The organism is Echinimonas agarilytica (genome assembly GCF_023703465.1).
GTDB lineage: Bacteria > Pseudomonadota > Gammaproteobacteria > Enterobacterales > Neiellaceae > Echinimonas > Echinimonas agarilytica.
The window spans coordinates 108187-130218 of record NZ_JAMQGP010000001.1 but is presented as its reverse complement, the minus strand read 5'-3'; the positions used below and the strand labels follow the sequence as shown (position 1 = coordinate 130218).

Genomic DNA, 22032 nt, shown 5'->3' with positions numbered 1-22032 from the left:
TGCGAAGTCAAAAATAACCCCAAGATCAGGCTCGAATAGTTGGCTAAGAAGGGTTCATTGGATCATCAAAATAGAAAAGTGGTCAGGTCGCGATCAGAAATGAGTAGCTGATCGTAACCTGAAGTCGAGGCTTATTCAGTGCAAAATGAACTTATTCACTCACTTTAATTGTGACTTTTTCATGCAGGGACAGAGCAAGGTTATTGTCATAATAGGCAGCTTCATTGACAAAACCTGGGTACACAATCGATTCACCTTGATACGTCATCACAGTCCCATCAAAACATTGGAACAACGGCGCTCCGGGCTCTAATGCATTGAAATCTGAATCCTGTACATGCGGATGCACCATTCCCAAACGATTCCCTTGATCATCCAACGGCAAGGTCAATGATTCAGTGTAGCGATATGCGTCTATATCACTCGGCAACGAAGGTAGCTGCTGCTTATTCCACAGCTCCAAAAAGTCTAAGATGTGTTGTGTCATTTGCTCGCTTTGCTGGTACACATCTGCGCGCAACACAGATTGCGGCACCGGCCCGACTTCAACAATGACACCAAACTTACCCAATGTCGCGAGTAAACGATGATCCGCCTGAGCTAAATGATCGTCATCGCGAATAACAATCACCTCTGGCATTTGCTGCTGAACATATGCTGCTAACTTGTTGTACACCTCGCCTTGCTGCAATAACAAAAGCGTTGCGCCCATATTGCTAGTGGTGGTGTGTAAATCAATGATGAAGTCTATGCGTGCGTCACCTTTCGGCCCGAGTTGCTGATTGATAGCTTTGGCTCGGCTTTGCTCGTAGCCTGTGAGTGTAGGGTTTGCTAAATCGGCTTCACTAAATTGACGATTTAAATCTTGGTCGCAATAGCGCTTGTTTTCTGCATGCGCCCTGGGGTTGGCAAAGACCAGTTCCGTATTAAAACTAGGTCGGCTCACCTCTGCGATTTGCTGTTGCCATTTTTTCAGCAAATAAATACCAGTAAATTCATTTCCGTGGGTACCACCAACAATGGCGACTGATTTAAATTGAGTCATGAGATGCGCTTTGAGAAATTGTAATGCTACTAATTTATCATTGTTGGGATGCTCACCGAAACCAACAAACAGGCTTGGCAGCCAGAATGTTTAACTATACCCTTAGAACGAAATGATTTTTTAGAGTGCATCAATGGATCTGAACAATCTCAATGTGTTTATCGCGCTATTTGAAACGGGCTCAACGCAACGCGCAGCCTTACAATTGGGCCGCTCTCAATCTTATGTCTCTAAGACACTCGCTCAATTACGCGAAGACCTCGATGATTCGTTGTTTATTCGCAGCGCCAACGGCTTAGAACCGACAACATATGCCAAACGTATTGCGCCCAAATTAAAACTTGCGATTGCATCAGTTGAGTCAGCGATAGAGCCCGACCAGTTTTCTCCTAGCAGCATAGACACCATCAACATTCATGTTTCTGAACCACTTATTCTCGCTTTTGGAAAGCCGATTATCGAGGCCATTCGTGCCGAAACAACTGCCAAAATCACTTTGGTACATTGGCGCTCAGATTCTGAACAATCAATTCTAGAAGGCGGCGTTGAAATTGGTATTCACGCCATTACCGACCGCAGCCAGGAGTTTTATCAGCGCAAAATCTTTACTGCAACAGCGGTACAGCGCGGTAAACAAGGCGCTGAGATGATCAAAGTGCATGTGGACAATTTCAACGAATTCAGTCCAGTTTATGAACGCGAAACCGGCAAAATTGAACCAACGATAGTCACCGACAACACGGGGCTTGGTCTCCAACTCGAGGACCAATATAACCGCTACCACTTAAAGCTAGCGACAGCTGACACCAGTAGTCATTTGAATTTTGATGTGGGCTACGTGATTAAATCATCACGAAGGGAAGAGCCTAAAATTCAGTGGATTAGCAAGATCATTGATGACGTGATTAAGAACAATACACACCGCCTTTAGATGCCCCCTCCGATTTTGCCTATTCCATTTGGAATAGTCGCTACCTCCTTTTTACATGTTCGTTACTTGATACTTCACTCATTCGATATGGGCTGAGGGCCTCTCTCCCATAATTTCTGTTTGCATAAACAGTATTTTTGAGGAGTCATTATGAAAGGGTTTGCAGCTGGCTTTGCCAAATTCCTAGCTTATATCACCGCCATATTGGGTTTTAGTGCCATTTTTTCACTCATGGCCGGTATCCATGGCACACATTTAACCGAAGCATACTTTTCACAAGGGACGCCCAATATTATTGCTCTGCTCGATTCGGAGTTTTTTATGGGACTTATTTTTGTGATCACGCTAGGCGTTATCATCTATGTGCTTAAGCTCATGTGGGATCTTCATGAGATTGCAGTACACAAAGCACAGCGCCTCAACAGTGCTCATACCCAAGTGGTTTTTGCGTTGTCGTTATGCGGTTTGTTTATTGATAAAACATGGTGGGTATTGGCCATCATCATTGCATTCGCACGCTGGGATATCATCGCCGATCAGCTATCTGCCATCATCAATCGTGGACTGGGTCGTGACGACTCAAAAGGATCTCAATCATGAAAGAAATTATGCTGCCTTATATCTTAGTCGTTTGGTTGTTAGTCAAGTTAGGAGTCATCACCTGGAACCTTAGAAACGCGGTGATGTCGGTTGGTATTGGCGCTTTTCTGGCATTTTTACTCTTCGCAGGACATCGCTTTTGGTCACCTGCCGACCTGACCGACAGCGCCACCGTGAAAGCGCCTCATGCGGTACTCAGCCCATTGGTGATGCAAGAAGTCGATCAAATTTATGTTGATCACAACCAATTCGTGGAAAAAGGGCAATTGATTTACACCCTAATTGATGTCGATTCCAACGAAGAGATCAGCTCTTTGGAGGCTCAAATAGATGCTTCGCATCATGAAATTGAAGCGTTTCGAATTAGTTTGAATAATGACAAACGCAACTTGGAGCGCTTAGAGTCACTGCAAGACTTTGCCGCTCAGTCGAGCAAAGATGATTTACAAGCGTCGATTCAATCGGGCAAAGCAAAGATAGTCGCGGCTCAAGCAAAGATCGAATCGATGCAATCGCAAATTAATTCTGCAAGCTGGAAGAATGACCGCCGTGAAGTCCGTGCACCATTCGATGGTCAACTATCGGTGGTCAATATCGCAAACGGTACTCGCATCGGTAACATGCACTTATATGATACATCTCGCAAGTTCCTAGAAATGCGTATTGCGGATCAAGCTTACGGCAACATCAAACCGGGACAATTTGCTGAGTTTTATGTGGATGCTTACCCAGGTCAAATCATTCGAGGTCGCGTGCATAGTATTCGTGCAGGTACAGGTGAAGCCATGGTGAACCCAATGAATGGTGATCAACATGTCCGCCAACATGTGGGATCAAACAGTTCAACTCATGGTCGTACTGTCATCATTGAGTTTAATGATCCAGAAGGCATGCTCATTCCAATCGGCGCAACAGGTTCAGGCTGGGTCTCGGCAGAAAAGCCACACCCGATATTAGGCTTCATCGACATTATTGGTGGCGCAACCGTTCGCCTAAAAGCACTCAAGTCTTATCTTAGCGCCCTTTAATCGAATGTGAATATCCTAGGAGCCTTTATGAATCATGCATCAAAAACAATCCGTATTGGGCAGACTCTACTGCCCAACCGCCTCATGAAATCGGCCATGAGTGAACAATTGGGAGATTCCAAACACAACCCCAAACCAGAACTTGCAAGGCTATACCGAACGTGGGCAGAAGGCGGTACAGGATTGTTGGTCACAGGGAACATTATGATTAGCTCAGATGCGCTTGCTGAACCCAGCAACATTGTGCTTGATGACTCTAGCAACCTTGCAGCATTTCGCTATTGGACGAGCGCGACTCAACATTTTAGCAGTCAGCTTTGGGCGCAACTCAATCATCCCGGTAAACAGTCATCCAAGTTTTTGAGTAAAGCACCACTTGCACCCTCAGCGATTGCTTTGCAAGGCTCTCATAAAAAAGGCTTCAATGCCCCGTTGGAAATGACAGAAGCTCAAATTCAAAAAGTCATTCGGCAGTTTGCTATATCAGCAAAGCTGGCCAAAGATGTTGGGTTTGATGGCGTTCAATTACATGCCGCTCATGGCTACTTAATTAACCAATTTTTATCCCCCACACACAACCAAAGAGTCGATCACTGGGGAGGCGCTGTGGCCAACCGAATGTTCTTTTTGTTGAATGTTTATCACGCTTGTCGGGAAGCGGTAGGAGATGACTTTCCGATTTCGGTGAAACTCAATTCATCTGACTTTGAACCAGGTGGCTACAACGAAAATGACTGTTTAGCCGTCATGAAAGCACTGGAAACAGCGGGCGTTGATATGATTGAGTTATCGGGAGGTACCTATGAAGTAGCGGCGATGATGGGGGAGCAAACTCACTCAGAAAGGAACCTTTGTTTCAGCCAATTTGCGCGCCAAGTAAAACAGGAAATTAGTATTCCTATTGCCGTGACGGGTGGGTTTCGATCGAGTCAGCATATACAAGAAACCTTGGCTGAAGGTGTTGATTTAATTGGACTCGGACGACCATTAACAGTAGAGCCTTCATTTTCTAAACTCGTTGTGAATGGCGATTCAGTCGACATGCAAACGCCCACACCCACCACCGGGTATCAGCGCATAGATCAGGCTATCATGGTCCATTTAATCTGGTTTGAAGTACAGATTCATAGACTTTCAAAAGGGCTCAAACCCAACCTAAAATTATCCGCTTGGTCGTCAGCGTGGCATATGCTGAAAATGATTGGGCTGAATGCATTTAAGCCCAGACGAATATAAATTGGGGCTCCATGGTTGGTCATGCACTCTCAATGAGATTTAAAGCGTGGGAGGGTGTTTTTCAACCACTGCTGGGTACGCCAACCACGATGGATTGTTGTCAATCATGGCATCGACTTCATGCACATAGGCTTGACCTCGTTCAGAGTAAGAGCCAAGCCCCAATATGAGCGCTTTTACCAATTCGGGCATGGCTTGATTTTGCAGCGACTGACGATGTTGACGCAGCAGTTGATAGGCGCCATTAGCATTGATGTTACGCACATAAGCGTCCACGGAGTAAGCTGGCGAATCAAACGTAGCCACTTCATGTTTAGCTCCAGGTTTACGCTGCAAAGGTACAAGTCCACACCCTTTGCTAAAACACCATTGGCCAAACAAGTTATTGCCTTGCCGAGCAAACCGAGAGGTTCCCCAACCCGACTCCTTCGCCGCCTGAGCCAACGCCAGCGCAACAGGCACTGTATTAATTCGACTATCAATGGACTGTAACAATGGAATTCCAGGTTTACATGGAGTGCGAATACTGTACAGCTGACACAAGCCCGCTAACCACTGTTGCTGATAATCTGACAGCTCAGGTAAAGTCGCCACTTGCTGAGCCGTTTCGCGCAATAACAGCTGGTGCGCATTCACCGCTTGAATCAAGGGCACCAAATAACTAGAAAATGCCTCTTTTCTTTCTGAACCCGCAGGAATCGTTGAAAAGTCAGGTAACGCAGTGTGTTTATAATCAGGAATATAATGGGGTAATATTTTCAACGGCCAAAACACAATTGCCAGCGCCAAAACAACACCCAAGACAACGAGTACAGTTATATTTTTATTGGTTAATCTCACGGACAACAGGCCTCAAAAGCCACCGTCAATTCGGCGAACAGACGACATCAAATGCAAATTTATCCTGTCAAACCAAGTCTGTGAAGGCTTTACCTTACATTTTGAGACTCATCTCCAATCCAATTTCGGTCATTCGTTCTAATAAACTGCGACATATTGTCGCAGTTTTGCTGATTTTGATTGTTGCACAACACCCTCGCCAGTATCTTCAAAGTCATTACATTTACAAAAAGTTAACACCATAACCGTGATGCAAAAACACTCTAAAATTGCCTCAGCGATATTGCTCGCAATACTGACTGCACCAACTAGCGTCTGTTCATATGCTAATTCGATTGAACGAATCGAAGTACTCGGTCACTCCGAGCAAAACAAGGCCGTCGTTAACATGCCGCTAAATTATATCGCCCCTGATGCAGGAGACTTAATCAAAAAGATGCCTGGAGCAGCCATCAATCGCAACGGCCCTTTGACACCCATCGCTCAACATAGAGGTTTGTACGGTGACCGTGTCGCAGTCAGTATTGACGGCTCTCCGGTGATCGGTGCGGGTCCAAATGCAATGGATACACCGCTCAGTTACGCCCCAACCATTCTGATTCAGAGCTTACAAAGTCATCGAGGTATAGCGCCAGTGAGCAGCGCGATTGAAACGCTCGGCGGCGCATATGATGTCAAGATGCGCGAATTCATATTCAATACTCAATCTGATCTTCGCATCAATGGTACAGCTCGGCTTGGCTACCAAGACAATGGGCAAGCCACCAGCGCGCAGGGAGTGTTTCAGGTCGCCAATGAGCAACATGGCATACAACTTTTTATAGATGTTCAACAAGGCGATAGCGATTTAGAGTCCGGCAATGGGCATTCTATTTCACCCACCGAATATGAAAAATGGGTGGGCGGGGCAAGCTATCACTATGCCCTCGACAGCGGACAAATCAATGTATCGTGGCAACATTTTGATACCGATGAAGCCGGTACTCCCGCGTTACCGATGGATATTCAATACATCGAAACAGATCGATTTGCACTTAATGGCAACCTTAACGTCGCAGGCTGGCAAACCAAAGTTCATTTGGGGTACACCGATGCCGAGCACTTGATGGACAATTATAGCCAGCGTGTAAACGGCATGATGATGGATATGACGCGCGATAACCTCGCCACATCAGACGACATTAACTGGACGTTCAGCGCAAATAAAGAGTTCAACGGGCACATCATCGAGTTGGGTACCAATGGTATTGTCGCTCACCATGACGCGACCATCACCGACCCCAAAAATGGCATGTTTAAAATCGCGAACTTTAACGATGTTGAAGACAATAAAGCGAGCATTTACGGAACTTGGACCCACGTTCACCGCAATTTAGAATTTTCTACTGGTGCTCGACTGACCTATGCAGAAGCCGACGCAGGTGACGTGAGTCATTCCATGGCCATGATGAATCCGATGATCATGCAGTTGGTTGATGAATTTAATGCATCCGAACGTGATCAGGATGATTGGCTGTATGATGTCACTGCCGAAGTGATTTGGACACTCAACTCGGCATGGTCTGTCAGCGCAGCCGCGGGGCAAAAGCAGCGCGCACCGACGTATCAAGAACGTTATCTATGGTTTCCACTTGAAGCCACAGCGGGCTTAGCTGATGGCTATAACTACATAGGCAACCCCCATTTAAATGCCGAACAGGCATGGCAGTTTGATACAGGCATGCGTTGGCAAGGTGAAAGTAGTTTTGTAGAACCACATCTATTTTATCACCGCATCGACGATTACATTCAAGGCATCCCAAGTCCCCATATGGCCGCCAACATGGTATCTACCGCCATGACGGGGAAAGCCCCCTTACAATTCGCCAATGTCGATGCAGAACTTTATGGTTTCGACATTGAAGCTGTTTGGCACATTGCACGCCAATGGACGCTTGAAGGCACCGCCAGTTACGTCCGCGGCAAGCGTCGTGATATGAACGATGACTTATATCGTATTGCGCCACCTTCGTTACGTACCCGTCTCAGCTATGACATTCATAATCTGAACTTTGGTGGCGCATGGAATTTAGTGGCCAAAAAAGAAGAAGTAGCCGCCGTGAATGCAGAGCAAAAAACCTCTGGATACGGCACAATCGATTTGGACATGAGCTATGGATTCGATCGCTGGTTGTTCAGCGCAGGTGTGGAAAACCTGTTTGATAAGGGGTATCAAGACCATTTAGCCGGCTACAATCGGGTCATGATGTCGGATCTTCCTATCGGGTCTCGCATCGAAGGAATAGGGCGCAACGTTTGGGCTAATATTGCATTTGAAATGTAGCCAGGTGCTGACGAAAAGGCCCTGAAAAGGGCTTTCCTCAAATTAACGTTCCCACTCAATAATAAATCCTTCAACATGCTCTTGGGCCTTCCAACCTTTTGGTTTTTCGCCCTTTTCATCGCGGGAATTCAGCCCACTGTTGAACAAAAGATGACCGTAATCTCTCTGTTCAAGTTGTTCGCCTCGTTCTAACAAATCGATCATGTAAGGCTCTAGCGGTTCGCCGTTCAGCCAAAACCAATCGCCCTCACGTTGTACATCGGTTAAACCAACCCACAGCGCTCGAGAGCGATGCATTTTAGCTTTAACGAGCTTCAATTCATTTAGGGTCTCAAAGCACGCCAAGTGTCCGCCTCGATCTTCCGCTCGTCGTTTAGCTTCGGTCCACGACACTTGCTCGTACACAAATTCATATCGACTCGACTCAGTAGACATCGAGGAACACCCCAACGCCATCAAGCACACCAGCACACAAAACAGCAATCTCATCATGATTTCCCTTTGCCATGCTTGATACTTCAAGCCATTCAACATTATTTCGGGGCTTCTGAGGAACTCAATACCACTCTAGAAAAAGATACTTGGGTGTAATCACCATTGGCTTTATCAGTATTCCAGTCACCGGTGCCCGGACAAGCGGTATACCATCCGCCTTCATCATCCTTTGTACTGCATTGGTTATATGCACCCGCTTTAAAATAGAACCAATCTCCGGCATAACCCTGAGGATGATCGTTGTCATCAGCAGCTGTCGACAAGTCAATCTCGTAATTCACCACACCAAGCTTGGCACTATAAAATGTCAGGTACATAACATTTTCATGAACATTAATGATGTAGCTAAACTCTTCCCCTAGAGCGATACCTTGATCTTTCGGATCATCAGGATTTTCCCAAGTATTACCCCATACAGGTAGCGCAATATCGGTCCGGTTCGGGTCAGTTTTGGGTAAGTTACGTTCGTAGTTCCAAAACACCGAACCTGTGTCATGATCAGGCCATTTTTTGTAATAGATTTTGATCGGCTCATTGCCCCAACCAAAACCATTTCCTTCATCAATTAAACGCTGATCTTTGCCTGCGTGAATTTGCCCCACGACTACAGAGTAAGCTGGGTTCTTATCTGGATGACCGGCATTTAGAGCGACATGATCGACTTTTAATGTGGCCGTCAATTTGCCGCCAATATCCCCAAAACTCGTTGCATTTGGATGCGCTGCAATTGCGAAATTATTTTTCGGCGACTTGGTTTTGATTTTTGTATTAGTGCCACGAATCATTTGGCGCAATTCACTCCGCGTATTCGAAGATCCGCTGGTCGTGGTTGCTTTGTTCGGAGCCGCAAAAACCATATAACCCTGTTCATCCAAGAAGAAGAAATCAGGATGCGAATATCGTCTGATTTTTTTCACATCAACCTCATCCACTTTGCCATTATTATCGGCATCCATGGGAAGCGTGATCTTCCAATGAGATAAGTTGAATTTTTTAGCAGGGGCTTTGGCGTCAGCGTGTGCAGCAAACAGGCTTGTTAAACCCAGCATTGCAATCATCGCGTTACATGTTGACCGATTGTTCATGAGTCGCTCTTTGTTATTAGTATGAGTAAAAATTGGCGCGTTTTAGAACGCTCTCTAATTAAGAAAGGCGATGGTGTTTCAGCTCTTAAGTAGGGTATAGATCTGAATCACCGCCAATACACAGAAAAAGATATAACCACTTCGTATTACCAATTTCAACCCCAAATATCACTCAATGTGATATTACCAATTTATTTTCCTATCACTAAAAATTGATCAAAAAACATGACCAAATAAAATCATAAGGTTATGGACACTTCAGGTGCCAACGCATAAAAGGCTATAGAGATTCGGACCCAAACTAGATAGATCAAAGAATACAGTCACGATAGAAATCGGCTCAAGGTATATGACCAATTTATAACATTTATTGTTTGACGGGACGTTTTGACAATTTACGTTGTAACGTACGGCGATGCATATTCATTGCTCGAGCTGCTGCGGAAATATTTCCACCGTGCATCGCTAATACAGTTTGAATATGTTCCCACTCCAACCGTTCCGGCGACATCATCGCTTTGCTCTCATCCACACTTTTAGCCGCTATCATCGCATCTGGATGTGTTGGAGACGGCTGAAGAGATGCCAACAAACTTTGAGTTTCAACCGGCTTGGCAAGGTAGTCATCTGCCCCTTGTTTCACAGCTTGCACCGCCGTAGCAATACTGGCGTAACCAGTTAGCAATACAATACGCGCTTGAGGAAGAGACTGGCGCAGCTGAGGCAGTAAAACCAAACCACTATCATTGCCTAATTTCATGTCCAAAATGACGAAATGGGGATGCCATTGATAAGCAAGATGCAATGCACTTGGCGCATCGAAAGCAACTTGGGCTTCAAAACCGTAACGCAACAATCGCTTGTGCAAGACAGATGCAAAAGCGGTGTCATCCTCGATAATCAGCAAGCGCTTCGATGACATTTAAGCTGCCTCTACAGGTAGGCGTACTTCAACACACATTTCATCGTCTCTGACTGTTGCATACAAGCTACCACCAAATCGTTCAATCACCGTTCGACTCAGCACTTGTGCCATACCAAAGCCATGATTAGACGCCACCAATGCCCCGCCTGGAGGTTGATGTAATTGGTGAAGTTCATCAATGGGATTGCGAATTTGGCAACACCAGACACCATTTTCTACACCACCATCAATACTAATTCTTGGGCAACCACTAAGCTCTGCAGACTGCGCCGCGTTCTGCGTTAGGTTGATAAGTGCGGGCAGTACACTCGAGTCAGTTTTCAAGTATTCATCACCAAAGTGATGACTGACTTGCAACTCTAGTGTTGGCCACAACAAACGTACCCGTTCGACTAAATCAGTAAACAAGGCATCGGCGAGAATAATGGAGACTTGCTGAAGCCGCAGTTCATCCGCCACCTGTCGCAATTCCGATAGACTACTTTGACATTGTTTAAGGGGCGCAGCCAATGCTGCAATATCAGTGTCTGTAGGGTAATTTTCCGACAACTCTTCATGCAGCATCGACAGCGTTGCAATGGGTGTGGCTAATTCATGCGCGGTTTGAGCCGCTGCCGCCCCCATTGATAATACTTGGTGCTGCCTTAACGCTTGAAGTTTCTGCTCGCTAAGCTGCGCGTCACGTTGGCGTAACTCGCGCGCGATCACTGCAATCACGAATGTCATCACAAATGCAGAAATGAGGAAATTAACCCACATGCCAACAAAATGAGCATGCATGTCATGAATATGATGCATTTCATTTGGGAGCCAAAATACCATGCTGCTGTAAGCAAAAGCCGCTACCGCAAGAACAAGCAGAGTCCCAAGCATTGGCAGCATTACACCGGCCAGCGCTACAGGGATCAACAAAGCCGAGACAAAGGCATTGGTTGCGCCACCGGTAAAATAGATAAGGCCACTTAAGCAACCTACATCTAACACCAACTGATATCCAATCATCCATAACGACACGCGGTTAGATGAACGCATCCAGGCTTCGCTCAATAATTGAAGTGCCAGTTGCATACCAAGAATAATGCCGATCGGCGATCCAAAAAAATGAATCCACTCCCCTTGGGAGTCAAGACTTAGCAATATAATTTCGAGTGCGATCAGCACCCATCGAAGCTGTAAAACACGCCGTAGATGGCGCTGCTCAGCACTTCTTTCTGTAGGGATATATAGTGATTTCATCATGGCTTGTGCGAATTCCTTTTCGTGCCGGTCAAGCAGATTACCAACTTGCACTACCGAGAAAAAGATCAAAACTTCGACTTTTTTAAGTTGTACTAAAATCGCTACAGCGAAAGCCGCTTCTACTTTGTTATTTAAGTTGAAAGCCCTTTATGAAAAGCGACATATTATCAGAGATATAAGTATAGAATTTGGAGTGAGCGGTATGAATGCAATGCCTTGGAACCACCAAGCAATACAAAAAATAGAAGCTGACTATAAACGCTCTGCCGACACTCACCTGATTAAAGTTGATCTGCCCGCAGCCTTAAATGCCACTTTATATCTAAAGGATGAATCGACCCATCCCACCGGTAGCCTCAAGCATCGGCTTGCGCGGTCATTATTTTTATACAGCTTAGCCAATGGCTGGGTCAACGAAGGCACACCGATCATCGAATGCTCGTCGGGCAGTACCGCAGTGTCTGAAGCCTATTTTGCAAGATTGTTAGGCTTGCCTTTTTACGCGGTCATGCCTAGCTCAACATCTAAGCAAAAGATTCGGCAAATTGAGCACTACGGGGGTATTTGCCACTTTGCCGATAGCGGCGATCTTTACCAAGAAGCGCGCCTTCTTGCCCAGCAAACCAATGGCCATTACATGGACCAATTTACCTATGCCGAACGTGCAACCGACTGGCGCGGCAACAATAATGTTGCGGAGTCCATGTTCAGCCAGCTCGAACTGGAACCTCATCCGATTCCAGATTGGGTGGTGGTCAGCGCTGGCACAGGCGGCACACCTGCCACGATAGGGCGCTACTTAAATTATCAGAAAATTAATACACAGCTGTGTGTCGCTGATCCTGAACATTCGGTGTTTTTTGATTATTTCAAATCCGGTGACTCATCATTAACGCTCACATCCAACTCACGTATTGAGGGTATTGGAAGGCCTCGTGTGGAATCCTCTTTTATGGCATCGGTGATCGACGCCATGATCAAAGTCCCCGATGCGGCATCAATCGCAACTGCACATGCCTTGGAAAAGGTTCTGAATCGTAAGGTCGGAGCGTCTACAGGTACCAATGTATATGCAACCCTTCAATTATTAGCTCGCACGGCAAATAACGACAGACACGTGACCTTGTTATCGATGATATGTGATTCTGGAGAGCGTTATATCGACACTTATTACAACCCAAAGTGGCTCTATGAGCACGGTTTTGACTTAGAGCCTTATCAACACCAGCTCCAAGATATATTTGAGCATGGCCACTTTGCCGAAGACTTTGAATCATCAATTCAACGCCACTCAAAATGACCTTAAGCCTTTCATCAACACTGACCGCTTAACGATGCACCTGCGCCAAAAATTGCATCGAATAGCGGGCTTCCTCTCGGCTCACCCCCGCATTTTACGGGGTTCATGTGCAACATTGTCGCCTCTAACGCAGCAACAACGAGATTCGTTACTCGTTGTGTAATAACTCGTAATGTAAACAATTATCTTTTTAACTTTAAGATATATCGGCATAAAGAGTGTTTTGATGTTGCTCTTTCTAACCCTTAGTGCCGTGACTAAGTGTTGAGTCACCAACAAGGACAAATACTGAAAAGAGGATCATTTCAAATGCTCACAAAACGCCACGTTAAAGCTGTTATCGCATCCATTTCGTTGGGCATAACAGCATCAGCAACAGCCACTAGCCTTCACCCTGACTTAGATATATCAGGATACTCTCGCTACGACATCAATCAAAATCTAACATCGACCCCCGCGGCTCAGATCATCGATTTCGGAACAACGATCGCAGGCACCGCAACCACTTCATCTCAAGATCCACACACCAGCCGAGCCCTCACTCAATCGGTCTCGTTCACGCAGCTCGGAGATGGTGTATCCGTCAACGTACACTTGGAAGAGGCTCAAACACAAATAGGTGAAATCCATAATTTCTATGACTATGGCATGAGCCTCACGAATTTGTCAGGTACCGTGAGCCACGAAGTGTTTTTTGAATTCAACTACGATTTTTCAACGCTTGCGACAGGTAACGATGCCTACATAACAACAGAAATGTTTTTATTCGATAACTTTTATACCAATCCACCAAGCGTATCAAATGAGCTGACTTACGCCCAAAACTCGAGTGACAGCCTCTACGGTGATCAACTTGACCACAACCTCACCGGCACTTTTGGACAAATGCAGGCAAGCTCTGGAGTTTATCAATTCTCCAAGCTGCTGGCTCCGGGCGAAATATTCGATTTCAATGGTTGGTTTGAAATGCAAGGTCAACTATTTGACCCAGGAAGTATCTTAAGTGATGCCTTTGCGAGTCTTTCAATCATCGGATTCGATGATGTTCGAATAGGCGACCAAACGGGGGCGGGCGGCCCACCTACAAACCCCATTCCAGCGCCTCACACCGCACTACTGATCATTCCATTTCTTTGGATGCTCCGAAGAACACAGCGTCAGAAATCATAAGTAGTATTCATTGTAGAAACGATTACTAAGGACTTAATCATGAAACGATTACTCAACAGAATTCCTCTAAAATGGCGAGCGGGTTTACTCAGCCTTTCGGCATTGCCTTTAGCGTTCATTCCGCAGCAAGCCAATGCCTGTTCTTATGAGCCTATGATTGGAGGTATGTGCGTTTTTGCCGGAAGTTTCGCACCAAGAAACTGGGCTTTAGCTCATGGTCAGCTAATGCCTATTAGCAGTCACTCTGCTATGTTTTCTATTTTGGGTACGATGTATGGGGGCGACGGCAGAACGACCTTTGCCTTACCGGATACTCGTGGCCGAGCAGTCATAGGAACGGGACGTGGTCCAGGCAGCCAGTTTAATTATCGCCCAGGTAATAAAGCAGGGGCAGACACGGTAGCCTTGAGCACTTTTGAAATGCCAGCTCACACTCACTCGGCAACCACTACGATCGGGCAATTTACCTTTAACGCCGATGCAACGCTTCACGCTTCAACAGCAACGAACAGTACAGGCGACCCATCTGGGAACGCTCTTGGAACTGTTGACCGAGGCAACATATACACGACCGGCACGCCGAGTGTTGCGATGTCCAGTGATTCCATAAACGTAACGGTTTCCGGTTCGCCAACGTCAGCCCCTCAAACCACGATTGGTTCTCAAGGAGGCTCCGTGCCACATGAAAACCGAATGCCATTTATCAGCATGAATTGGATCATTGCGATTGAAGGCATATATCCAAGCCGAAGCTAATGACTATGCATGATATACTTCTCCGTTTAGGCCAAACCTTGTTTGGCCTTATTTGCTGCCAATGCCTGTTCTTCTCAATCTCTGCGCACGCATCATCGTGGGAGAAAGATCCGGACTATTTATCAGGTATCGAGTCACAAAATAATCACCAATACGATAAGGCAAGGGCTCGTTTTCAAAACGCCTCTGAGAACGGCAATGGTTTGGCCGACTTTTCATTGGCACGTATGTATGAACTCGGAAATGGCGTGCCGGCGTCGCAACAAACCGCCTGTGAATATTTTCGCAAAGCAGCGATGCGAGAGATTCCCTTCGCTCAGCAAAAATTTGGCCACTGTTTGCAGCACAATCAATGGGCCAACCTTAAAAACACGACATTAGACCCTTCTTTCAACCTTCCAAGCACTTGGTACATTAAGTCAGCGAACAATGGCCTTCATTCGGCGTGGTGTGACTATGGTCAGCTATTCAATGACACAAAATGGCAACCCAACGACATTCAAACCACCTTGAAATACTGCACCGCAGCGGCAAAACAAAGCGCTTTGCCCGCACAAATTGTACTCGGCGATATTTACTCAGCGCATGGTGCCAAGTATTTTGACGCGGATCAGGCTAATTTTTGGTACACACAAGCCGCGAATGCGGGCTCTGCGATCGCCTCATATCGACTGGCCTTGCTATTAAAAGCCTATTCTCACAACCCAGAAGTCGGCGCTAAGCTTCGCCAACAATCCTTACACTGGATGCACGTTTCAGCCACAAAGGGCTATCCCCCAGCTTATCATCCTTTAGCGCTCTACAGCTGGGAAAAGCTGATGCTAAATGAAGGGAACGCAAGTGAGCTTTTAGCTCAAAGTTACGTGTGGAATCAACTCGCATTAAAGCAAATCCCCAGCGATTCAGCCTCTAAGTTGCAAACATACATCAACCAAGAAATGCCGCCGGAATGGAAACCTGACTTAGATAAAAAGGTGGCTAATTTCGTCAGTATTGAAGCACGCACGATTTTTTAGATAAGTGATATTTCTTCGATGGGACGAATTAATTAGGCTAAATTGCGCACTCGATTCTGCTTTTTAAATGTATATAATCACTGTTTATTTCGATCATCAGGTATTCATCAGAACCTTAATAAAAGCTGGACGTAATGGTTTTCTAGTGCGCCCTTAAAGCTTGATACGGCTCTCTTAATCTAACCTCGAACTAAGGTTAAATTTAGCCACATATCAATATTATTCAACAGAACTCAGCAAGCTGTTGGACTGTTTAGAGAGCCTTAAATGAAAAAATTAGTGTCTAACGGATTAGGGATAATTGCCTCACTTGCACTCAGCGCATTGTTGCCTTTACACAGTGTTGCCGCACAAAATAATTCCGCCCCGACTAACTACCAAAACCCAGTGATTCCGGGGTTCCATCCTGATCCGAGTATTACTCGCGTTGGCGAAGATTATTACCTCGCAAACTCAAGTTTTGAATGGTTTCCTGCGGTGCCTATTTACCATTCAAAAGATTTGGTCAATTGGCAGTTAATTAGTTACGCCGTGAGCGAGCCCGACTACCTTCCTGAATTAGCAGATGTGGATAAAACTCGGGGTATTTATGCCCCGACTTTGCGTTATCACGATGGTACTTATTACATGATTACCACCTGCGTGCAGTGTGGCAGTAATTTTTATGTGACCGCCACCAATCCTCAAGGCCCTTGGAGCAAACCGATTTGGGTCGAGGGAGACAGAGGTATTGACCCAGACTTATTTTGGGAAAATGGCAAAGCTTATTACACAGGCACGGGTATTCTTGAGCCGAAAAAAGTCACATGGCCCAACCCAAACGGTATTTGGATTCAAGAAATTGACCTAAAAACGGGAACGTTGCTCGGGAGTAAAACTCAGCTCACTTACGGCCATGCGATTAATGCTCGTTGGACGGAAGGTCCACACATCTACAAAATCGACGATAAGAAGGGCAAAAAACGCTACATGCTACTTGTCGCCGAAGGGGGAACCGGTGAAGATCATGCTGTGAACGTGTTTGACAGTCAAAGCCTCAAAGGGCCTTATGTGCCACACCACAAAAACCCAATCATCACGCATCGAAACCTGGGTAACAACGAACAAATTAACAGCACTGGTCATGCTGATATCATTCAAACACAAAATGGCGATTGGTGGATGGTACTTCTGGCCAAGCGTAAATTTGAAGACTCCAAAGGCGCATTACACAATATGTTAGCCCGCGAGACGTTTTTGGTTCCTGTGGTCATGGAAAATGGTTGGCCTGTGGCTAACCCTGGATACGCTCGCATTCCGCATCAAGCGCAGCGCCCAGATCTGCCTTGGACACCATTCCCCAAAAAGCCAGTACGCGACGAGTTCGACCAGCCTACACTGGACTTAGCATTTAATATGTTGAGAAATCCAACCGAGAAATGGCACCAAATATCCAATGGTTCACTTGTTTTAAATACGCGCTCGGCGAATTTATCTGACAATCGCGTGAATCCATCCATGTTGGTCCGTCGCATTCAAGACATTCAATACAAAGCTGCGACTGAAGTTGAGTTCAACGCCACTAAAAACGAAAGTGCAGGTCTTGTGATCTATCGTGATTACAATTCCTACTACCAACTCAGCAAGTCCCAAACTCACATCACTTTGGGTTACATGAAAAAGGGTAAATACACTGAAGTCGCGCACGTACCTTTTACTAAAAAGAGTGCCGTCTTTGGCGTTAAATCGACCCCAGATTTACAACTACAATTCAGCTATGGCAGCACAGCGAAGCATATGAAGCCAATTGGCGGACTGGTTTCTGCAGTGGCCACATCTGACCAAATGGCTGGAGGCTTCAATGGCCCTTATGTGGGCATGTACACCACTTCAGATGGCGAGTTGAGCACCAACTCAGCTGAATTTAAATGGTTTGAATATGAAGGCTTCGATCGCGCTCAGTAAGGCCTGATCGAAAAAGCCCGCGTCAGAGCTATGACGCGGGCTTTCAAAGAATTGATGCGAGCTCTGACATCAGCTCTTTGTTGGGGGCGTTAAACCGCAGCCTTTCAAAATCACTGAACTTAAAAAATTCGAAATACCTTCAATCATATCCAACTCAAACTCAGCGCGGTTCATCAGCGTTAGTACTTGCGTATCAAAATCTGCGTAATGCTGAGTAGAAGACCAAATCAAGAAGATAAGATAAGCGGGATCAACCTTGTCCATTTTCCCTTGAGCAATCCAACTGTCGATCACTTTGGCGCGCTCGCGAACCCACTGACGCAAATCCGAACGTAAGTACTCTTTGAGATGAGGAGCGCCTTGGATGATCTCCATAGCAAATAATTTTGACGAGCGAGGATGGGTGTAAGACATCATCACTTTTTGCCGAATAAACTGGTCAAGTTCTACCGCAGGGTCATCATCTTCGTTGATTGTGTTAAAGAAATCGTTCCAAAGCTGCAATAAGTTGTCAATCACCGCAATGTACAAGTTCGACTTACTTTTAAAGTAATAATGCACATTTGCCTTGGGGATATCAGCACGATCAGCAATCGCTTGAATACTCGTGCCCTTAAATCCATTTTGAACAAACTCTTCAGCTGCAGCTTCAATAATCGCATTAATATTACGATCACGAATCTTACCGGCTTTATACTTACCCGTAGGCGTTTCTGTCGGATCGAAATCAGATTCGGCTTTCAGCATGTTCTAAAACTCCATATTCCCGTATTGTTCAAAAATGCCGCGCATCATTACGACGTTAAAGAATCAGATTGTGCGCAAATATAATGAGCTAAGCGTCATTAGGCAATGCCAAATACAGTCCATATTAGATTGGTTTCCTATTAGAGCCACAGCATGGACGATTCACAATACAAATTATAAAACGACTTAAACGTTTCAATTTAGATAAAGCCCACTAAAAATTGACACAAGACTTCACCAGCGGTGGCTGAAAAATATGTCTATACTTCAACGTATTGACACTTTGAAGCACTCAATTAAACCCCACCCAGTGAGCACTCACTTACACCAAAAATACTTAATAGAAAGATTCCAACTTAAAATAAATTTAAAACCAATGTTTATACATACGAGCAATCGTAGCCAACCATTTAGAGCATTCAACATTAAATCTGTGAGCAACATATGCAACAAAACTGGCAAGGCATCACATACAGCACACTTGGTTACGACCCAAATCTTTAGCTCGATACAAAGCTTTATCTGCCCGTTCAAATGCGCGATTAAAACTGTCAACACCAGTGACAGCACTGACGCCAAAGCTACCGCTTAATGTGACGCCATGATCGACTGTCACTTGGGTTAATCTCAAACGAATACGCTCAGCTGTTAACACAGCCGCATCTGCCGACGTAAACGGCAATACCACTACAAATTCGTCGCCACCAAAGCGACCTAAAATATCAGTCTCTCTAAGGCAGTCTTTGGCACAATCAGCAGCAGAGATCAGCGCTCTATCGCCCGCAACATGACCAAATTTGTCGTTAATGTGCTTAAACTTGTCTAGATCGAATACAATTAGGCACAACTCCGATTTTTGACGCTGAGCCTGCTTCAACTCTTTTTCAACGCGATTGATCAATTCGTTGCGCGATGTTGTTTGCGTTAGAGAGTCTTTTAACACCATGCCTCGCAAGGCCCGATTATCAGCAATAAGGGCTGGCACCGCTAACCCGTAGAGAGTCGTCGCAGCCACCACACAAATAACAAATTGATATACCAATGCAAACTGCATGACATCAAATGGCGTGACCAACAAAGCAATCGCTAAGCTGAGCAACGCAAGACTCAACGATGTTCGCAACGGGGTTTCAGTATAAGTAATCCACATTTGAGGCAATATTAAGAAAAACGCAGCATACGCGGCTTCTGGCGCCTCAGAAATTGATGCCAACAACATCACAACCAACAATAGCCCCAAGCCCAAACTGCACTTGTACAAAAATTCAGTAAAGCTGGTGGTGCTCTTTTGATTTAAGTGTTCACCAATCCAGAATTTAGGATGCGGGTATAACTTAGCGATAATAAAGCAAAATATCGGAGCTGTGACGGCCATGCCCGCTAGATCTCCAATCCAAAACGGCAGCCAAGTATCAACATGAGAGCCATCATCTATTGCACCACTCCACACTAGCGCAGTGAGTACAGAAATAGTCGCCAAAAATGAACAAACAGCACTTAAAATAAGGAAACATGTTGCTAAACGCGGTAAATTTTGCAGTGATGTGTCAGAGATATACAGTAACAATCTCGCGCCAATATAATAGCTAGCGATATGCCCTACACCAAATAAAATCCCCGTCACAAAGAGCTCATCGGGTGGCGTATTCAAACCATAAATGCTGTCGGTCCAAAAGGTACCAACCACTGCGCAAAACATGAGCGGCAGTATGGATCGCCACCCAACCACAACCAATACTGCAAACGTTAACCCTGCGGCTGGAAACCAAAGGCTGGCGTAGTTAACCACATCCAACAACGCACCAGAACCAAATACAATCAACCATGCGGCAATAAACAGCGCTGCTTGAACAAGCCCGTGTTTCAACACATATGACTGGATTGCGGTTAGCTTATCGCGTATTGAAAATTGTATGGACAAATCACTCATGAGGTTATGCGTCGGCCGTTTTCCAATAGTAGGCCGTGCCATTATCACTAGCACCAAACAGGTATTGCCCATTTGCTGTAATTGCCATCGGCCAATTCATCTGAGACGTTTGATATTGTCCGATTTGCATCCCAGCTTGACGGTCAAATAAATAGAAGTTTCCGGGTGACTCTTGTGAGGGCGTCGGGCTATGGCTAAAATCGGGTGCTCCATCAGTCGCGGTGACATAAGTCCCCGCCACATCCATATTCACGCCAGGATTTGGAGAGTATTGGATTGGGCAACACCACTGTAAATCTGCGTGCTGGCTCGACCCAACAGTTTTAGACTTCACCAGGTATAAGACCCCCAAAGGTGCGGTTGCAGGCGCACTTTCATCAGTATACAAATTTGCGCCACATGCTAAGTAACAATCACCGTTCTTGTCGCGCGCGACAGCAATGCCATAGGCGACACTTAACGAATACCCCGCCGGCGCAAATTGCCATAAGCATTGACCGGACTCAAAACAGGTTGAGTCAAATGCAATACAGTGGCCGTTATGAAGTGAAGCGCCAAAGAACTCACCGTCCGCACTCATTGCAACGCGCATAGTGGCAACCAGAACAGGGTAGTCGAGCGCAACTTTCAGGCGGTCATTCAGCACATAATAAGCAACAATACGGCCGGTCTCTGATAATGTACTCGCGGTATCAGAGTCGTGGTAATTCACCACACTTGCCGCAGCCATATTGCCAGCGCTCGATAGTGCGCAGCTATTGCATGATTGACCTTCGAACGTCTCAGTATCAGTGAGTACATAGGTGTTATTTTGGCGCGTGTACAATTGCAACGAATCGCCATAGGCCACCAGCATATGCAAGCCACTTTGAGACAAACATATCTGATTCACACGAGAGGGTAATTTAGCGCTATAGAGTACTTCGCCCGATGACACAGAGTAGACATTCAAAAAGCCACGCTGACTGCCGCTTTTTGAGGTTTCCCCTCCCGCCGCTGCAATCTGACCATTACCGCTGACCGCAACCCAAAACACGCCTTGATAAACACGCTGATCTGCGATGGGTTGCTGCCATTTCAATGCGCCAGTTTGGTCATAACAAAACACTGAAAAATCACCTGAATCATACTCACTCGAAGTACCAACAACAGCCACCTCGCCATTGTCACTCACTGCGCTCGAGTTAATTTGAGTACCTGCCGTAGGCGTTGCGGTCCAAAGAGGGGTTTGTAAAACGTTCACTTGAGATGACATACATTTCCTTGCTGAGTGCGTCAGCAGACTTCAAGTCTTCAACAAAAGATGACATAACGTAACACTTGTTATATCAATGTTAACACTGCAAATTAGAATTAGCTTTTTGATCCCACTAAATTCGGTCATTAAGTCACATAAGATTCATATTTAACCCCGCTTCATTA

At 45.7% G+C, this 22032-nt stretch carries 19 protein-coding genes; 10 read left to right on the top strand and 9 right to left on the bottom strand.

Features of this window, described 5'->3' with window-relative positions:
• Window positions 1-151 precede the first annotated feature (151 nt).
• On the bottom strand, window positions 152-1045 hold the full coding sequence (locus NAF29_RS00520; RefSeq protein ID WP_251259472.1) for an aspartoacylase: 894 nt from the start codon (window positions 1043-1045) through the stop codon (window positions 152-154).
• Window positions 1046-1178: 133 nt separating this feature from the next.
• On the opposite strand from NAF29_RS00520, the gene NAF29_RS00515 reads away from it, so the two are divergent.
• The 4 genes from NAF29_RS00515 (at window position 1179) to NAF29_RS00500 (ending at window position 4840) form a co-directional block, all read left to right on the top strand.
• Window positions 1179-1976 (top strand): LysR family transcriptional regulator, encoded by a 798-nt coding sequence (locus NAF29_RS00515; protein ID WP_251259471.1) that lies wholly within the window; start codon window positions 1179-1181, stop codon window positions 1974-1976.
• A gap of 150 nt (window positions 1977-2126) precedes the next feature.
• Complete coding sequence (locus NAF29_RS00510; protein ID WP_251259470.1) at window positions 2127-2576, top strand: magnesium transporter; 450 nt, start codon at window positions 2127-2129, stop codon at window positions 2574-2576.
• Window positions 2573-3604 (top strand): HlyD family secretion protein, encoded by a 1032-nt coding sequence (locus NAF29_RS00505; protein WP_251259469.1) that lies wholly within the window; start codon window positions 2573-2575, stop codon window positions 3602-3604. Before NAF29_RS00510 ends, NAF29_RS00505 begins: the two co-directional genes overlap by 4 nt.
• A gap of 27 nt (window positions 3605-3631) precedes the next feature.
• Window positions 3632-4840, top strand: a complete 1209-nt coding sequence (locus tag NAF29_RS00500; RefSeq protein WP_251259468.1) for an NADH:flavin oxidoreductase/NADH oxidase family protein — start codon at window positions 3632-3634, stop codon at window positions 4838-4840.
• Between the two features lie 39 nt (window positions 4841-4879).
• Here NAF29_RS00500 and NAF29_RS18370 read toward each other — a convergent pair whose 3' ends face one another.
• Entirely contained in the window at window positions 4880-5680 is an 801-nt protein-coding gene (locus NAF29_RS18370; protein ID WP_251259467.1) for a glucosaminidase domain-containing protein, read from the bottom strand.
• Between the two features lie 388 nt (window positions 5681-6068).
• On the opposite strand from NAF29_RS18370, the gene NAF29_RS00490 reads away from it, so the two are divergent.
• Complete coding sequence (locus NAF29_RS00490) at window positions 6069-8003, top strand: TonB-dependent receptor (RefSeq protein ID WP_251259466.1); 1935 nt, start codon at window positions 6069-6071, stop codon at window positions 8001-8003.
• A gap of 42 nt (window positions 8004-8045) precedes the next feature.
• On the opposite strand, the gene NAF29_RS00485 is transcribed toward NAF29_RS00490, so the two are convergent.
• The 4 genes from NAF29_RS00485 to NAF29_RS00470 all read right to left on the bottom strand — a co-directional run bounded on the left by NAF29_RS00485 (window position 8046) and on the right by NAF29_RS00470 (window position 11747).
• The gene (locus NAF29_RS00485; RefSeq protein ID WP_251259465.1) at window positions 8046-8495 is read right to left on the bottom strand and encodes a lectin-like protein; all 450 of its coding nucleotides are present in this window, start codon (window positions 8493-8495) and stop codon (window positions 8046-8048) included.
• 41 nt (window positions 8496-8536) lie between these two features.
• Window positions 8537-9556 carry a polysaccharide lyase family 7 protein gene (locus NAF29_RS00480; protein ID WP_285817561.1) on the bottom strand — a complete coding sequence of 340 codons (1020 nt, stop codon included), beginning with the start codon at window positions 9554-9556 and terminating at the stop codon, window positions 8537-8539.
• A gap of 394 nt (window positions 9557-9950) precedes the next feature.
• Entirely contained in the window at window positions 9951-10505 is a 555-nt protein-coding gene (locus NAF29_RS00475) for a response regulator transcription factor (RefSeq protein ID WP_251259463.1), read from the bottom strand.
• Window positions 10506-11747, bottom strand: coding sequence for a sensor histidine kinase (locus tag NAF29_RS00470; RefSeq protein ID WP_251259462.1), 1242 nt, complete (start codon window positions 11745-11747; stop codon window positions 10506-10508). It lies immediately after the preceding gene.
• 202 nt (window positions 11748-11949) lie between these two features.
• Here NAF29_RS00470 and NAF29_RS00465 point away from each other — a divergent pair, with 202 nt between their 5' ends.
• The 5 genes from NAF29_RS00465 to NAF29_RS00445 all read left to right on the top strand — a co-directional run bounded on the left by NAF29_RS00465 (window position 11950) and on the right by NAF29_RS00445 (window position 17933).
• A complete protein-coding gene (locus tag NAF29_RS00465; RefSeq protein ID WP_251259461.1) occupies window positions 11950-13047 on the top strand; it encodes a PLP-dependent cysteine synthase family protein in 1098 nt (365 codons plus the stop codon).
• A 309-nt stretch (window positions 13048-13356) separates the two neighbouring features.
• Window positions 13357-14217: a hypothetical protein gene (locus NAF29_RS00460; protein ID WP_251259460.1), complete on the top strand. Its 861-nt coding sequence runs from the start codon at window positions 13357-13359 to the stop codon at window positions 14215-14217.
• Between the two features lie 39 nt (window positions 14218-14256).
• Window positions 14257-14973 carry a phage tail protein gene (locus NAF29_RS00455; protein ID WP_251259459.1) on the top strand — a complete coding sequence of 239 codons (717 nt, stop codon included), beginning with the start codon at window positions 14257-14259 and terminating at the stop codon, window positions 14971-14973.
• Between the two features lie 5 nt (window positions 14974-14978).
• Window positions 14979-15989, top strand: a complete 1011-nt coding sequence (locus tag NAF29_RS00450) for a tetratricopeptide repeat protein (protein ID WP_251259458.1) — start codon at window positions 14979-14981, stop codon at window positions 15987-15989.
• A gap of 267 nt (window positions 15990-16256) precedes the next feature.
• Window positions 16257-17933 carry a glycoside hydrolase family 43 protein gene (locus NAF29_RS00445; protein WP_251259457.1) on the top strand — a complete coding sequence of 559 codons (1677 nt, stop codon included), beginning with the start codon at window positions 16257-16259 and terminating at the stop codon, window positions 17931-17933.
• A gap of 69 nt (window positions 17934-18002) precedes the next feature.
• Here NAF29_RS00445 and NAF29_RS00440 read toward each other — a convergent pair whose 3' ends face one another.
• From NAF29_RS00440 to NAF29_RS00430, 3 genes are all read right to left on the bottom strand, one after another.
• Complete coding sequence (locus NAF29_RS00440) at window positions 18003-18680, bottom strand: TetR/AcrR family transcriptional regulator (RefSeq protein ID WP_251259456.1); 678 nt, start codon at window positions 18678-18680, stop codon at window positions 18003-18005.
• Window positions 18681-19146: 466 nt separating this feature from the next.
• Window positions 19147-20610, bottom strand: coding sequence for a sensor domain-containing diguanylate cyclase (locus tag NAF29_RS00435; RefSeq protein ID WP_251259455.1), 1464 nt, complete (start codon window positions 20608-20610; stop codon window positions 19147-19149).
• A gap of 4 nt (window positions 20611-20614) precedes the next feature.
• Window positions 20615-21865 (bottom strand): WD40 repeat domain-containing protein, encoded by a 1251-nt coding sequence (locus NAF29_RS00430; protein ID WP_251259454.1) that lies wholly within the window; start codon window positions 21863-21865, stop codon window positions 20615-20617.
• Window positions 21866-22032 lie beyond the last annotated feature (167 nt).

Bases quoted from the DNA above. Each gene is read 5' to 3' on its own strand.
- NAF29_RS00520 (WP_251259472.1), bottom strand. From the start codon at position 1,045: ATGACTCAATTTAAATCAGTCGCCATTGTTGGTGGTACCCACGGAAAT.
- NAF29_RS00515 (WP_251259471.1), top strand. From the start codon at position 1,179: ATGGATCTGAACAATCTCAATGTGTTTATCGCGCTATTTGAAACGGGC.
- NAF29_RS00510 (WP_251259470.1), top strand. From the start codon at position 2,127: ATGAAAGGGTTTGCAGCTGGCTTTGCCAAATTCCTAGCTTATATCACC.
- NAF29_RS00505 (WP_251259469.1), top strand. From the start codon at position 2,573: ATGAAAGAAATTATGCTGCCTTATATCTTAGTCGTTTGGTTGTTAGTC.
- NAF29_RS00500 (WP_251259468.1), top strand. From the start codon at position 3,632: ATGAATCATGCATCAAAAACAATCCGTATTGGGCAGACTCTACTGCCC.
- NAF29_RS00490 (WP_251259466.1), top strand. From the start codon at position 6,069: ATGCCGCTAAATTATATCGCCCCTGATGCAGGAGACTTAATCAAAAAG.
- NAF29_RS00485 (WP_251259465.1), bottom strand. From the start codon at position 8,495: ATGATGAGATTGCTGTTTTGTGTGCTGGTGTGCTTGATGGCGTTGGGG.
- NAF29_RS00480 (WP_285817561.1), bottom strand. From the start codon at position 9,556: ATGATTGCAATGCTGGGTTTAACAAGCCTGTTTGCTGCACACGCTGAC.
- NAF29_RS00475 (WP_251259463.1), bottom strand. From the start codon at position 10,505: ATGTCATCGAAGCGCTTGCTGATTATCGAGGATGACACCGCTTTTGCA.
- NAF29_RS00470 (WP_251259462.1), bottom strand. From the start codon at position 11,747: ATGATGAAATCACTATATATCCCTACAGAAAGAAGTGCTGAGCAGCGC.
- NAF29_RS00465 (WP_251259461.1), top strand. From the start codon at position 11,950: ATGAATGCAATGCCTTGGAACCACCAAGCAATACAAAAAATAGAAGCT.
- NAF29_RS00460 (WP_251259460.1), top strand. From the start codon at position 13,357: ATGCTCACAAAACGCCACGTTAAAGCTGTTATCGCATCCATTTCGTTG.
- NAF29_RS00455 (WP_251259459.1), top strand. From the start codon at position 14,257: ATGAAACGATTACTCAACAGAATTCCTCTAAAATGGCGAGCGGGTTTA.
- NAF29_RS00450 (WP_251259458.1), top strand. From the start codon at position 14,979: ATGCATGATATACTTCTCCGTTTAGGCCAAACCTTGTTTGGCCTTATT.
- NAF29_RS00445 (WP_251259457.1), top strand. From the start codon at position 16,257: ATGAAAAAATTAGTGTCTAACGGATTAGGGATAATTGCCTCACTTGCA.
- NAF29_RS00440 (WP_251259456.1), bottom strand. From the start codon at position 18,680: ATGCTGAAAGCCGAATCTGATTTCGATCCGACAGAAACGCCTACGGGT.
- NAF29_RS00435 (WP_251259455.1), bottom strand. From the start codon at position 20,610: ATGAGTGATTTGTCCATACAATTTTCAATACGCGATAAGCTAACCGCA.
- NAF29_RS00430 (WP_251259454.1), bottom strand. From the start codon at position 21,865: ATGTCATCTCAAGTGAACGTTTTACAAACCCCTCTTTGGACCGCAACG.